Raw genomic sequence first — 15013 nt, 5'->3', positions numbered from 1 at the left:
AAATCAGGGCGGGGCAAAGGGTGGCCGCCCGTAGGGGAGGAATGAAATGGGATCCGCGCACAGTCGTGAGGCGGACGCACGTAAGCACGAGGATCACGAACCCGAAGAAGAAGATTTCCTCATCTCGTCTTCTAACGGGTCCGGTCGCGCGCACGAAATCCTGAAACACGACGATGCATTCGCCGTCATCGACACGCACGGCGACATCGGCGCGTTCGGCGATCGCGGCAACGGCTTTTTCCATAACGACACGCGTTACCTCTCCCGGCTCGAATTGCTCGTCGCTCACAGTGCGCCTCTTCTCCTCGGCTCGGCATTGGACGCGACCGACCTTCAACTCTGCGCGGACCTCACCAATCCCGACGTCTACGCCGAAGGCGCGCTCGTGTTGCGCAAGGATGCGATCCACATCTACCGGACAAGCTACGTGCGCGAGAACGCAATACGCCAGCGCCTGCACTTCACCAATCACAGCAGCGAAGACGTGAAGCTTGCCGTCTCGCTGGTTTTCGACTGCGATTTTTCCGACATTTTCGAGGTTCGCGGCATGCGCCGCGAGAAGCGCGGCACCGTCAACCGCCAAATCCAATCGTCGCAATCGGTGATCTACGCGTACAAAGGTTTGGACAATGTTGTTCGGCGCACGACCGTGCATCTCGACCCCAAACCTGTCTCGCTTGGCGAGACCGCGGCACTCTACTATCTGCATTTGGCGCCGAAGCAGTCAGCGAAACTCTACTTTGCTGCGGTCGCTGAATCGCGTCATGCGGCCAAGCCCTGCTCTTACGTCAAAGGTCTGCGCGATGCTCACCGAACGCTCCGCCGGGCCGAGCACGAAACGACGTCGGTATCCGTTTCCAATTCCGAACTCGACGCCGTCATAAAGCGGGCCACGTCGGACCTGCGGCTGCTGACGACCTCGACGGAGGACGGTCCCTATCCCTATGCCGGCACGCCCTGGTATTCGACGACGTTTGGGCGCGATGCTCTGATCACGGCGCTGCAGGTTCTGTGGCTCGATCCTGGTATGGCGCGCGGCGTTCTCCGCCGCCTTGCGAGATTTCAGGCACAAAGTCATGACGCCGACGCCGACGCTCAACCCGGAAAAATCCTGCACGAAATGCGCGAAGGCGAAATGGCCGCGCTCCGCGAAATTCCCTTCGGCCGTTACTACGGCAGCGTCGACTCGACACCGCTTTTCGTACTCGTCGCTGGCGCTTACCTGCAAGCAACCGACGATCGCGATTTTCTCGTCGAAATCTGGCCGGCAGTTCAACGCGCTCTCGAATGGATCGACGGTCCTGGTGACCCTGACGGCGACGGCTTCATCGAATATGCGCGTGAAACCGATAGCGGCCTTTCCAATCAAGGTTGGAAAGACAGCCAGGACGCGGTCTTCCATCGAGACGGGAGCTTGGCCAAGGGTCCGATCGCGCTCGTCGAAGTTCAGGCCTACGTGTATGCGGCGAAGGTATGGGCCGCGCGCATGGCCAATGAACTCGGCGACGTGGCGCGCGCCGAAAGCCTGCTCCAACAAGCAGAAGCTTTGCGCGTCAAGTTCGAGCGCGACTTCTGGTGCGAGGACATCGGCTGCTACGCGCTGGCGCTCGACGGCGAGAAAAGACAAGTCGCGGTGAGATCGAGTAACGCCGCACATCTTCTCTTCACCGGTATCGCCAATCCGGAGCGCGCGGTACGCATCGCCGAGCAGGTTCTCTCGCCGAATTTTTTCTCAGGCTGGGGAATTCGCACGATCCCGGCATCCGAGATCCGTTACAATCCGATGTCCTATCACAATGGCTCGATTTGGCCGCACGACAACGCGATCATCGCCGCAGGCTTCGCGCAATACGGATTGTGCGATCTGATTCAGCCCGTCTTTGACGGGCTGCTGGACGCAGCGCTACGAATGGATCAGCAGCGGCTTCCGGAGCTTTTCTGCGGATTCCGCCGCCGCACGGGACGATCGCCGATCCTCTATCCCGTCGCCTGCGCACCGCAAGCCTGGGCAAGCGGCTCCATGCTCCACATCTTGAGTTCTCTTCTCGGTCTGCGAATAGATGCCGCGTCGCGCACGATCACGCTCAAGTCACCGCGCCTACCCGCGAGCGTCGGAGCCATCACGATCCGGCGCCTGCGAGCCGGCGGCGGGTCCGCTGACTTCGTCCTCAAGAAAAAATACCGGAGCGTTATCGCCGACGTCACCGACTCTCGCGGCGGCGCCAAAGTTATCATGGCGTAGCGGCCAGAAAAGCGATCAAGGATTATGGGACGAGATTACGCCGCTGCGGGACGCAGATGCGCCTTCGTATCGAAAAAAAGCGCCTGACTGATGATGGCCATCACGGTTTCCCGCTGAAATGGCTTCGAGATCAGGAACGTCGGTTCGGGCCGCGCGCCGGTTAGGACTTTTTCCGGATAAGCGGTAATGAAGATGATGGGAACATCTCCTTCGGCCACGATTTCCTTCACCGCGTCGAGACCGCTGCTGCCGTCCGCGAGTTTGACGTCAGCGAGAATAAGGCCCGGCTTCTGACGTTTGACGGCCGCGAGCGCTTCCGATTTCGTTGTCGCAACATCCTGCACCGAATGACCGAGGCTCGTGACGATCGTCTCGAGATCCATCGCGATCAAAAGCTCGTCCTCGATGATCAGGACATTCGTCGCGACCTGGTGCGCGATTTCCTGGCCGGCAACGTCGAGCAGGCTCTCGATATCCTTTTCTCCGACTTCCAGGATTGTAGCAGCCTCCGCAGCCGTGAAACCTTCCACCGCGACGAGAAGAAACGCCTGCCGTGGCAGCGAGCTTATCGAGTTGATCCGCCGTTGCGCGACGGCGACGGTCGCTTGCACATCCTCCGCATTTGGTGTGACAAGCCGAACTGAATTCCAAACTCTCAAAAACAGGTGATAGAGCGCGACGCGGGGCGGCACCTCCGTCGGAAAATCCGACGGCGTCGAAACGAGACTTTCCAGCAGCGTCGCGACGTAGGCGTCGCCTGTTTCCTGCGCACCCGTCAGCGACCGCGCGAACCGCCGCAGATACGGTAAATGAGGACGAATTGTCTGGGCAATCGACATGGCACTGCACCTCCCGAGCCGACGTTGCAGGGAGCCGCATCAACGTCGGGACCCTGCAGCCAAGCTGCACCGGTACCTAAACTCCCGTGCTATTCGTTAGTTCCATCGCGGAACGAATTCTGAATGCTGGAGTTCGCCAATCAGCAGCGCCTCGGAATATGGGAATAAACTTTGTCTGTAGCGAGGCCAATAAACTTCAACGATGCCGGGTCTTTTGACGATGCAACAACACTCGAACGCACCAGACGCGCGGATGCGGAAAACAGATCCTGTTTATGAGCCGGAACCTCCCGCTGAGCCCGAGAGCCGGGACGCCGTGACCCGCCTGCCTGGCGTTGCCACGCAGCTGATCGGCGAGCGAATGCGCTCCATGTACGCCTCGATGGTCCGCGAGCCGGTTCCGGACGAACTCCTCAATCTGATCCGCCAGCTCGAAGCCAAGGAGGAATCGGAGTGACGGAATCTCCAAGCTTTGGAGACGCTCTGATTGCGGCAATGCCCAATCTGCGGGCATTCGCGCACTCGCTCTGCGGCGACGGGCAACTTTCGAACGACCTTGTCCAGGAAACGCTGCTCAAAGCCTGGGCGCACAAGGAGTCGTTCGTCCCGGGTTCCAATCTCAAGGCTTGGCTGTTTACAATCTTACGCAACACGTACTTTACACACTATCGGAAATCCCAGCGTGAAGAACTGGATCAGGATCACGCCGCGCTCAACGCCAGCGTGCCACCGACGCAGCTCACACAGCTCGAATTTGAAGACATGCGGCGCGCCTTGATGCGGTTGTCGCCCGACCATCGCGAAGCACTGCTGCTGATAACCGCCGAAGGATTTTCATACGAAGACGCTGCACGCGTCTGCGGCTGCGCCGTCGGCACGATGAAAAGCCGGGTCAACCGCGCTCGAAGCCGCCTGGTCGACGAGACATCTGGGCGATCGAACGACGGCGATGTCGCGGAGCAGCATGGGAGCGAGAGCATCACAACACCGGCCAAGAGCTCTGGAGGCTGAGTATTCCGCAAGATCTACTCATCACAAAATCGATCTGGCCTAGCTATCGCCGCCTTCTGAGCGATTTATGCGACGAACGTCAAGCATATATACCATGACTGAGCGTTTCTGAAATCGCGCGGAACCAAAGCCGTTCGTTGCGCGTTGAGACACGTTTAGGCTGAGGTTCTGCGGGGAACTTAAGGATGTCGGAGCAGGTCGGCGCGGTCGGAGCCGAGCACGTCGTAAGCGGAACGAATGCGGTGCTCGTCGAAATGCTCCACGCCTTGCAGGCCGTGCGCGGCGGGGACTTTAGCGTGCGGTTGCGCGCGGACTGGGACGGCCTGCCCGGAAAAATCGCCGACGTTTTCAATGATATCGTAGCGACCAACCAACGCATGGCCGGGCAGCTCGATCGCGTCGGACAGGTGGTCGGCAAAGAAGGATTGACCGACCAGCGCGTCAAGCTCGGCCTGGCTCATGGCGCCTGGGGCGAAATGGAGGACTCGGTCAATTCGTTGATTGACGACCTCTTACGTCCGACTGCCGAAGTCACCCGAACCATCGCCGCCGTCGCACAAGGCGATCTGCTGCGGCCGATGCGGCTCGACGTCGACGGCCGTCCCTTAAAAGGCGAATTCCTCCGCTCCGCAACGATCGTCAACACGATGATCAAGCAGCTCTCGATATTCACGTCCGAAGTCACGCGCGTGGCTCGCGAAGTCGGCACGGACGGCAAGCTCGGCGGCCAGGCACAAATCCGCGAGGTGACCGGCGTCTGGAAAGATTTGACGGACAGCGTGAACTCGATGGCGTCGAACCTGACGGCACAGGTCCGCAACATCGCCGAAGTTACGATCGCCGTTGCAAATGGCGACCTTTCCAAAAAAATCACCGTCGACGTGCGCGGCGAAATTTTACAGCTCAAAGAAGCCATCAACACGATGGTCGAACAGCTGCGCTCGTTTGCAGCGGAAGTCACGCGCGTCGCGCGTGAAGTCGGCACCGAGGGCCGTCTCGGCGGCCAGGCTGTCGTGCCCGGCGTCGGTGGAACGTGGAAAGACCTGACGGATAACGTCAACCTGCTCGCCGCCAACCTCACGACGCAGGTCCGCAACATCGCCGAAGTCACGACGGCCGTCGCGCGCGGCGACCTTTCACGCAAGATCACCGTCGACGTCAAAGGCGAAATCCTCGAGCTGAAAAACACCATCAATACGATGGTCGATCAGCTGAATGGTTTTGCGTCCGAAGTGACCCGCGTCGCCCGCGAGGTCGGCACCGAAGGCCGTCTCGGCGGCCAGGCAACCGTTCCGGGCGTCGCCGGTACGTGGAAGGACCTCACCGACAACGTCAACTCGATGGCCGGCAACCTGACCGGGCAGGTTCGCAACATCGCCGACGTCGCAACCGCCATCGCGCGCGGCGACCTGTCGAAAAAGATTACCGTCAACGTATCCGGAGAAATTCTGCAGCTCAAAGAAACCATCAACACGATGGTCGATCAGCTGAACGGTTTTGCATCCGAAGTGACGCGCGTCGCGCGCGAAGTCGGCACCGAGGGCAAACTCGGCGGTCAGGCCGACGTGCGCGGTGTCGCCGGCACATGGAAAGACCTGACCGACAGCGTCAACTCGATGGCGTCGAACTTGACGACACAGGTCCGCAACATTGCCGAGGTCTCGACCGCAATCGCGTCCGGCGACCTGTCGAAAAAAATTGACGTCGACGTGCGCGGCGAGGTGCTGGAACTCAAAGAAACCATCAATACGATGGTCGATCAGCTGAACGCCTTCGCCGGAGAGGTGACGCGCGTCGCGCGCGAAGTCGGAACCGACGGCAAACTCGGCGGCCAGGCGCAGGTGCCGGGCGTCGCCGGTACATGGAAAGACCTCACCGACAACGTCAACTCGATGGCGTCGAACCTGACCGCACAGGTCCGCAACATCGCCGAGGTGACGACGGCCGTTGCCCGCGGCGACCTCTCGCGCAAAATCACGGTCGACGTCAAAGGCGAGATTCTCGAGCTGAAAAACACCATCAACACGATGGTCGATCAGCTGAACGGATTCGCATCCGAAGTGACGCGCGTCGCGCGCGAGGTCGGCACCGAAGGCCGTCTCGGCGGACAAGCACAAGTCTCAGGCGTCGCCGGCACGTGGAAAGACCTGACCGACAACGTCAACTTCATGGCCGGCAATCTGACCGCGCAGGTGCGTAACATCGCCGAAGTCGCAACCGCCATCGCGTCCGGTGACCTTTCGAAAAAGATCACCGTCGACGTGCGCGGCGAGATTCTGCAATTGAAAGAAACGCTGAACACGATGGTCGAACAGCTGCGCTCCTTCGCAGCCGAGGTGACACGCGTCGCCCGCGAAGTCGGCACCGAAGGCCGCCTCGGCGGACAGGCCGTCGTTCCCGGCGTCGGCGGCACGTGGAAAGACCTCACCGATAACGTTAACCTGCTCGCCGCCAACCTCACGACGCAAGTCCGCAACATTGCCGAAGTCACGACGGCCGTCGCGCGTGGCGACCTCTCGCGCAAAATCACCGTCGACGTCAAAGGCGAAATTCTCGAGCTGAAAAACACCATCAACACGATGGTCGATCAGCTGAACGGATTTGCATCCGAAGTGACCCGCGTTGCGCGCGAGGTCGGAACCGAAGGCAAGCTCGGCGGTCAGGCAACCGTCCCGGGCGCCGGCGGCACGTGGAAGGATCTCACCGACACCGTCAACGTGATGGCGGCCAATTTGACGGAACAGGTTCGAGGCATCGTCAAGGTTGTGACCGCGGTCGCCGAGGGTGATCTCAAACCCAAGCTCACCGTCAAATCGAAAGGCGAAGTTGCAGCGCTCGCCGACACAATCAACGCCATGACCGAAACGCTTGCGATTTTCGCGGATCAGGTAACGACGGTGGCGCGCGAGGTTGGCGTCGAGGGCCGCCTCGGCGGACAGGCCAGCGTGCCCGGCGCTGCTGGTACGTGGAAAGACCTGACCGGCAACGTCAACCTGCTCGCCGACAACCTCACCAATCAGGTGCGCGCCATCGCCGAGGTCACCACGGCCGTGACGAAGGGCGACCTGACGCGCTCCATTCAGGTTGAAGCGCGCGGCGAGGTCGCCGAACTCAAGGACTACATCAATACGATGATCGGTAACCTCCGTCTGACGACGGAGCGCAACACCGAAGAAGACTGGCTGAAAACCAACCTCGCACGTTTCACAAGCATGCTGCAGGGCCAGCGCGATCTCGTAACGGTCGGCAAAAAACTGCTGTCCGAGCTTGTGCCGCTGGTCAATGCGCACCAAGGCGTCATCTACCAGTTCGATGCGACGACCGAAAATCAGCTGAAGCTGCTCGCGCGTTTCGCCGACGACATGGGTGCCGGATATCCGGAACGTCTGGAATTCGGATCAGGCCTCATCGGACAATGCGCGCTTGAGAAACAACGCCGGTTGCTGAGCAAAATTCCGGAAACGTCGGTTCCGATCGATACCGTAGTTTTCAAGGCCATCCCGCGCAGCGTCATCGTTCTACCCATCACGTTCGAAGACCGGATCAAGGCCGTCATTTCGCTAAGCTCCCTGCACGATTTCGAGCCCGCGCATCTGACGTTCCTCGAACAACTCACGATGGGCATCGGCATCGTCTTGAATAGTATCGAGGCGACGATGCAGACCGAGGAGCTGCTGACGCAATCGCAAGAACTCGCCGGCGAACTTCAGGAACAGCAGAAGGCGCTGCAGAAAACCAACGAGGAACTGGCGCAAAAAGCGCAGCAGCTTGCCGAACGCAACGTCGAAGTCGAGCGCAAGAACGAGGAAATCGATCAGGCACGCCGCGCCGTCGAAGAAAAGGCGGCCGAGCTTGCACTGACGTCGCGCTATAAATCAGAGTTCCTCGCGAACATGTCGCATGAGCTTCGCACGCCGCTGAACAGCATCCTGATCCTCGGCCAGCAGCTGAGCGACAACCCCGACCGCAATCTTTCAGAACGCCAGGTCGAGTTCGCACGCACCATTCACGGCGCCGGAACGGACCTTCTCAACCTGATCAGCGATATTCTCGATCTCTCGAAGATCGAGTCCGGCACCGTTTCGGTCAACGCCGAGGACGTCAGCTTCAATGCCGTCCTCGAAGCGATCGCGCGTCCCTTCCGGCACGAAGCCGAGCGCCGCGACCTCGCGTTCGAGATGAGCTTCGATGCCGATCTCGGGCGAACGCTCTTCACCGACTCCAAGCGTCTGCAACAGGTGCTGAAAAACCTGCTGTCGAACGCCTTCAAGTTCACACGTGAAGGCTACGTGCGCTTGTCCGTCAAACCGGCGGCGACCAAATGGGGGCCGGATCATCCGACGCTCGCGGAGGCTCAGACTGTCGTCGCTTTCGAAGTCGACGACTCGGGCATTGGCATCCCGCTCGACAAGCAGAAGATCATCTTCGAAGCGTTTCAGCAGGCCGACGCGAGCACGAGCCGTAAGTACGGCGGCACCGGTCTCGGCCTCGCGATCAGCCGCGAATTGGCGCACCTTCTCGGCGGTGAGATTCAGCTGCGCAGCGAACCTGGAAGGGGTAGCACATTCACGCTGTACATCCCCCTCCGCTATGCCGCGCCCTCCCTCGAAACACGGGCGAAGCCGGAGCAGATTTCCGCGACGCGTGCTCCAGTCCAGCCGTCGCTGCCTGAGCGGATTCAAGACGATCGCGACGAGATCGTTGCAGGAGATCAGGTTCTGCTGATCGTCGAGGATGATCCGCGCTATGCGAAAATTCTCATCGACGCGGCGCGCAAAACCGGATTCAAAGGCATCGTCTGCCATCGCGGCGTCGACGCGCTATCTCTTGCGACGGACTACAATCCGACCGCGATTTCACTCGATATCCATTTGCCCGATATCCTCGGCTGGTCGGTTTTGAGCCAATTGAAACACAATCCGCTGACGCGCCATATCCCGGTGCAGGTCGTAACGCTGGACGACGATCGCCACCACGGCCTCGCGCGCGGCGCGTTCTCATACCTGACAAAGCCGCTTGAGACCGACGCGTTGAAATCCGCGCTGAGACGCATCGCCGAGTTTGCGAAAACACCGCGCAAACGCCTTCTCATCGTTGATGACGATTCCGCCGAGCGCATGAGTATCGCGGAACTTCTGAAAAACGACGATGTCGAAATATTCACCGCCGCCGACGGCGCCGATGCCCTGAAGAAGCTCAAGGAAAACCCGATCGATTGCGTCGTACTCGATTTGAAGCTCCCCGACATGTCGGGCTTCGAAATCCTCGAGCAGATGTGCGGATCTCCCGCCATGCGCGACATTCCCGTTGTCGTGTTCACGGGCCGTGAATTATCGAACGAGGAAGATCACAAGATCCGCCAGCTGGCGCGTACCGTCGTCGTCAAAGGCGTCGAGTCTCCTGAACGCCTGCTCGATGAAACGGCCCTGTTTTTGCACCGTGTGATCGCCGCACTTCCGGCCGAGAAGCGGGAATTGCTGTCGCGTCTGCACGGCACCGACGATTATCTCGTGGGCCGCAAGGTTCTGCTTGTCGACGACGACGCGCGGAATATTTTTGCGCTGAGCAGCCTTCTGGAACGGCGCGGAATGAACGTCCTGACTGCGACGACCGGACTCGAGGCCATAGAAACGCTGAATTCGACGGATGTATCTATCGTGCTGATGGATATCATGATGCCGGAGATGGACGGCTATCAGACGATGCAGCGCATTCGCGGCAGCGACAAGCATCAGCGGTTGCCCATTATCGCATTGACGGCGAAGGCGATGAAAGGCGATCGCGAAAAATGCCTTGAAGCCGGCGCGTCCGACTATCTCGCGAAGCCTGTTGATACGGAGCAACTGTTGTCGGCATTGCGCATGTGGCTACATCGGTGAACGGGGGACGACAGTGGCTTCAACAATTTTCGATGAAACAGTCAACATCCTGCTTGTCGATGACCAACCGGGCAAGCTCCTGGCTTACGAGGCCATCCTGGATGGCGTAAACGCGAATCTCATCAAGGCGACGACAGCCGAAGAAGCTCTGACGGTGCTGCTCAAAACCGACATCGCCGTCATCCTGATGGACGTCTGCATGCCCGACCTTGACGGGTTCGAGCTTGCGGAAATGATCCGCAACCACCCGCGTCATGAAAAGACCGCGGTCATCTTCATCTCTGCCGTTCGCCTCGAAACCGACGATCTTTTGAAAGGCTATCGCACCGGCGCCGTCGATTACGTGCCGGTTCCGGTCGTGCCTGAAATTCTGAAAGCCAAGGTGCAGATCTTTGTCGAACTGCACCGCAAGAGCCGGCAGCTCGACGTCCTCAATGCCGATCTTGAAGAGCGCGTCAAACAGCGTACCGAGCAACTCGTACAATCTCACGCGATGCTACAGCAGAGCGAGGAGCGGCTGCGTCTCGCCAGCGAGGCCGCGCGCCTTGGCACGTTCGAATACGACCAGGCGGAGCAGGATTTGCAGTGGTCGCAGAATATCGCGGATGTCCTCCACGTCGCTGTGCCGGAACACCAACGTTTCGATGATTTCATCGATCTCGTGCATTCCGACGATCGCGAAGCCGTGCGCAGCTATTTCCGGGCGGCAAACTTTGCCGAGACAACCGCCGAGCTGGAATTCCGCATTATCGGCGCGCGCGGCGACACCTGGGTTCTCACGCGCGCCCGCGCATTCCTGACTGCTGGCACCAGCGCGACACGCGTGATCGGAACTCTGCTCGACATTACCGAACGCAAATCCGCCGACAGTCACCAGCAGTTGCTGATGGCCGAGCTTGATCACCGCGTGAAGAACATCCTTGCAAACGTCGCCGCGATCGCCCGTCTCTCGAGTTCGAACGCGACGTCGATCGATACCTTTGCATCGGCTCTAGACGGCCGCATTCATGCGATGTCGGCGGCCCACGACCTCCTGCGCCAGAGCAGCTGGACCGGCGTCGATCTGCACAAGCTGGTGGCCGGCGCATTGGAGCCTTTCAAATCGCGCACCGACAACGACATCGTGATCGAGGGCGAACGTGTGCGCTTGACGTCGAAGTTCGCGCAATCGATGGCCCTCGTCCTGCATGAGCTTGCGACCAACGCCGTGAAGCACGGCGCGCTCTCGACATCGGGAGGGAAGGTTTCCGTCGGCTGGTCGCGCGTTCCGACACCCGATGGAGAAAAGATCAAGTTCGCATGGACAGAACGTGGCGGCCCTCCCTGCGCCAAGCCGATCAGAAAAGGCTTTGGCTTGACCGTCATCCGCAGCGCCTCGTCCGAATGCGGCGGACAAGCGAACATGGATTTATCCACCGAGGGCTTCGAGTTCAGCTTCGAGGGCGATCTATCGGCGCGCACGCAAATGGTAAGTCAGCGGCATGTCTCGATCATACCGCGTGCGGTTCCAGCCGCCACTGTTACGCCGCCAGACGCTCCGGGCTGCAAAATCCTTTTGATCGAGGACGAGGCGTTGATCGCAATGCAATTGAAACTCGATCTCGAGGAAGATGGCCACACCGTCATTGGGCCAATCGCGCAGCTCTCCGAAGCCCTGCGCACGGCGGCCGAGTCCGAGTTCGATATCGCGCTGATCGATATCAATCTCGGCGCCGACAATAGCGCGCCGGTTGCCGAAATTCTGGATCGCCGCAATGTGCCGTTTGCTTTTACGACGGGCTACAACGACCTGATATTCATGCCGCCGCTTCTGCGTAACTATCCGCATCTGACAAAGCCCTACAGTCTGGTCGATGTGAAGGATCTCGTCGCGAAGCTTCAGCGTCAGTCCGCCGAACGCGCCGAGCGCACGCGCGACGATGCAAATCAGGTGGCATGACGCAAACGCAATCAGCGCAACGGGACCGCGATCGCCATCGCTCTCTATACTGAAGATCGCAACGAACAGCTCGTCTCACGCGTTAAACTCGACAAGCAGAGATTTGCTTCCCCCGGGGGATAGGATGACTTTAAAATCCGCATCAACCTATCGATCATCGCTCGACGTGGCGGCCATCGGAAACGGCCGCATCGCGGCACTCATTGAGCCTGGCGGGCGGATCGTCTGGTGGTGCTTTCCGCGACTGGACGGAGACCCGGTATTCTGCCGGCTTCTCTCGGGTAACGAGGAGAAGGGCTTCTGCGACATCCAGCTCGAAGGGCAAATCTCGGCAACGTCGAGCTATGTCCGCAACACCTGCATTCTCGAAACCATTCTCGTCGCGAGCAACGGAGCACGCGTCAAGATCACCGACTTCGCACCGCGCTTCGTCCGTTTCGGTCGCTCGTTTCATCCGACGCAACTCGTCCGCCGCATCGAGCCCTTGAACGGCCTCCCGCGCATCGTCTGCCGCATTCGTCCGACGTTTGGCTACGGCGAGTCCGCGGCATCGGCTGCACAAGGCTCCAATCACGTTCGTTACAGCAGCCCGGGATCGACCGCGATACGCGTTACCACCGACCTCGCCGTATCCTACATCGTACATGAGACGCCGTTTGCGCTGACACACCCAATCACACTCGTTCTCGGCAGCGATGAGCCGATTGAAAGCTCAGTCGACGCGATATCACGAGAATTTCTCGACCAAACGCGCGACTACTGGGTGCAATGGGTGCGCGGCCTCGCCATCGCCTATGAATGGCAGCCCGATGTCATTCGCGCCGCAATCTCACTGAAGCTCTGCACGTTCGAGGAAACCGGCGCCATCACCGCGGCGCTTACCACGTCGATCCCCGAAGCACCGAATACGCCGCGCACGTGGGATTATCGCTTCTGCTGGCTGCGCGACGCGTATTTCGTCATCCGTGCGCTGAACCGCTTAGGCGCAACGCAATCGATGGAGAATTACCTCGGATATATCACCACCATCATTGCCGACGCCGAAAGCCCGCTGAAGCCGCTGTATGGCATTGTCCATAACGACACGATCGAGGAACGCGTCGCACCAGGATTACAAGGCTTCCTCGGCATGGGACCTGTCCGCGTCGGAAATCTCGCGTCGAAACAGCTGCAGCATGATGCTTATGGCAGCGTCATTCTCGGAGCGGCGCAGATGTTCATCGATCAGCGCCTCCCGCGCATGGGCGACGCCAGCCTCTTCCGCGAACTTGAACATCTCGGCCAGCAGGCACGGCGTCTCTATCTCCAGCCCGACGCAGGCATTTGGGAATATCGCGGACGTGAACGCATTCACACCCATTCGGCGACGATGTGCTGGGTCGCCTGCGATCGCCTGGCGAGAATTGCCAGCCTCCTCGGACTGCACGAACGCGCTGTCTATTGGAAGCAGTCGGCTGATAAAATCCGCTCCGAAATCCTCACCCGCGCCTGGAGCGAAAAGCGCGGCGCATTCACCGGTGCGTTCGACAACAATGAACTTGATGCCAGCGTGCTTCTGCTGGCCGAACTTGGGCTCGTTGCGCCGAATGATCCGCGCTTCGTCAAGACTTGCGAAACGATCGGCCGCGAGCTGATGCGCAACGGACTGATGCTGCGCTATGCGGCGGAAGACGACTTCGGCCTGCCGGAGTCCGCGTTCCTCGCCTGCCAGTTCTGGTACATCGATGCGCTCGCGTCGATCGGCAGGACAGAGGATGCCCGCGATCTGTTCGGCGAGCTTCTCGGCCATCGCAATGCGTTCGGAATGCTGAGCGAGGATTTGCATCCTACGACGGGCCAGCTATGGGGCAATGTCCCGCAAACCTACTCGATGGCCGGATTGATCAATTCCGCGATGAACCTGTCACGCCGTTGGGATGATGCCTGGGCGCCGCCTCCACACGCAGCGCAATTGGAGAGTGTCGAGTCGACGACGTCGCTAGCGGAGACACTGCAGCGCCGGGCCTGATCACGACTTGGAATGAACCGCACGTCGCCCGCGTGTTCGTCCTGTCGTCGTCTGCTTGACGACGGCCTTCATCCTGCAAACGACGCCATCAGGCGAAAATTCTCGCTCGACTTTAGCGCTCGGAAACCCGCTATCGATCAGCAGCGAACCGAGCCCGCGACGTTCGGGTTGAGATACGGCCGGACCGCCGCTTTCTTCCCAGACAAGCTCGAATTGTGCGTCGTCATCATTCAGTCTGTCGAACGTCCAGGACACGCGAACAAGTCCCTTGTCGCCCGACCATGCTCCATATTTGATGGCGTTCGTCCCAAGCTCATGCAGCGTAAGCGCCAGCGCATTCGCGACCTCGCCCGGGATAATGCCGTCCGCCCCCTGTATGGTCATGCGGGCCGCACCGGGCGGAACGAGCGGCTTCAGCGTATCGACGATCAACTCGTTCAATGAAGCGCCAAGAAAGCTCCGCGTTGCGACGAGATCCATCGCCGTGCCCATCGCCGCGAGCCGGCCCGACAACGACTTGGCGAAGCTTTGAACGTCCATGCTGTACCGCGCCGACTGGCTGACGAGGCCGGCGATGACCGCGAACGTATTTTTCAACCGGTGGCGTAGTTCGACATTCAGCTGTTCCAGATGCAGCTCGCCGAGCGCGCTATCCTGCAGAAGCCCCTCGTTGCGGTCACGCTCATAGAGAAGGCTTTCGACCTTACTGTTGAGCAGATGAACAACCGCTACGATCAGCACCGCCATCAAAGCAAAAGCTGAAAGAGCGAGTGCCGTTTCGAACTGTGAATACTGATGAGAGTCGAAAAAGTAGAACCGCCACGCAAAGGCCAGTGACGCTGCAACAACAAGCAGACCCGGTCCGCTTCCAGCAATCAACGTCGCGAGCAGCACAGCAATAAAAAACGTCAAAAACGGCAGGCTTATCGGCAGCCAATTCGACAGCAAGACGCGCAACAGCGCCGCGGCAACGAAAATCGCTACCGCGATCGGATAAGCGACCGCCGGCCTGCGCCGAATTCTCGGCAACACGCGCTCGACGATACCGTCGACGAGTTGAACCATCCGCATCACGAACGGCTCGCCTCCTCTTGA

The 15013-nt window shown here is 59.9% G+C and carries 8 protein-coding genes; 6 read left to right on the top strand and 2 right to left on the bottom strand.

The features are described 5' to 3' along the window. Nucleotides 1–46 precede the first annotated feature (46 nt). Nucleotides 47–2242, top strand: coding sequence for an amylo-alpha-1,6-glucosidase (locus tag HDEN_RS06750; RefSeq protein ID WP_013215396.1), 2196 nt, complete (start codon nt 47–49; stop codon nt 2240–2242). Nucleotides 2243–2277: 35 nt separating this feature from the next. Here HDEN_RS06750 and HDEN_RS06745 read toward each other — a convergent pair whose 3' ends face one another. After that, a complete protein-coding gene (locus tag HDEN_RS06745) occupies nt 2278–3081 on the bottom strand; it encodes a response regulator (protein WP_013215395.1) in 804 nt (267 codons plus the stop codon). Nucleotides 3082–3397: 316 nt separating this feature from the next. Between HDEN_RS06745 and HDEN_RS18450 the strand changes: the two genes are divergently transcribed. From HDEN_RS18450 to HDEN_RS06720, 5 genes are all read left to right on the top strand, one after another. Beyond that, nucleotides 3398–3538 carry a NepR family anti-sigma factor gene (locus HDEN_RS18450; RefSeq protein WP_245256749.1) on the top strand — a complete coding sequence of 47 codons (141 nt, stop codon included), beginning with the start codon at nt 3398–3400 and terminating at the stop codon, nt 3536–3538. Next, the gene (locus tag HDEN_RS06735; protein WP_013215393.1) at nt 3535–4092 is read left to right on the top strand and encodes a sigma-70 family RNA polymerase sigma factor; all 558 of its coding nucleotides are present in this window, start codon (nt 3535–3537) and stop codon (nt 4090–4092) included. The genes HDEN_RS18450 and HDEN_RS06735 overlap by 4 nt, the downstream gene beginning before the upstream one ends. 185 nt (nt 4093–4277) lie before the next feature. Continuing rightward, complete coding sequence (locus HDEN_RS06730) at nt 4278–9971, top strand: HAMP domain-containing protein (protein ID WP_013215392.1); 5694 nt, start codon at nt 4278–4280, stop codon at nt 9969–9971. Between the two features lie 13 nt (nt 9972–9984). After that, on the top strand, nt 9985–11910 hold the full coding sequence (locus tag HDEN_RS06725) for a response regulator (RefSeq protein ID WP_013215391.1): 1926 nt from the start codon (nt 9985–9987) through the stop codon (nt 11908–11910). 124 nt (nt 11911–12034) lie between these two features. After that, nucleotides 12035–13918 (top strand): glycoside hydrolase family 15 protein, encoded by a 1884-nt coding sequence (locus HDEN_RS06720; protein WP_013215390.1) that lies wholly within the window; start codon nt 12035–12037, stop codon nt 13916–13918. Here HDEN_RS06720 and HDEN_RS06715 read toward each other — a convergent pair whose 3' ends face one another. Then, on the bottom strand, nt 13919–14989 hold the full coding sequence (locus HDEN_RS06715; protein ID WP_245256748.1) for an HWE histidine kinase domain-containing protein: 1071 nt from the start codon (nt 14987–14989) through the stop codon (nt 13919–13921). Between the last annotated feature and the right edge of the window lie 24 nt (nt 14990–15013).

Source organism: Hyphomicrobium denitrificans ATCC 51888 (genome assembly GCF_000143145.1).
GTDB classification, from domain to species: Bacteria; Pseudomonadota; Alphaproteobacteria; order Rhizobiales; family Hyphomicrobiaceae; genus Hyphomicrobium_B; species Hyphomicrobium_B denitrificans.
This window is presented reverse-complemented; position numbering and strand designations above follow the sequence as displayed.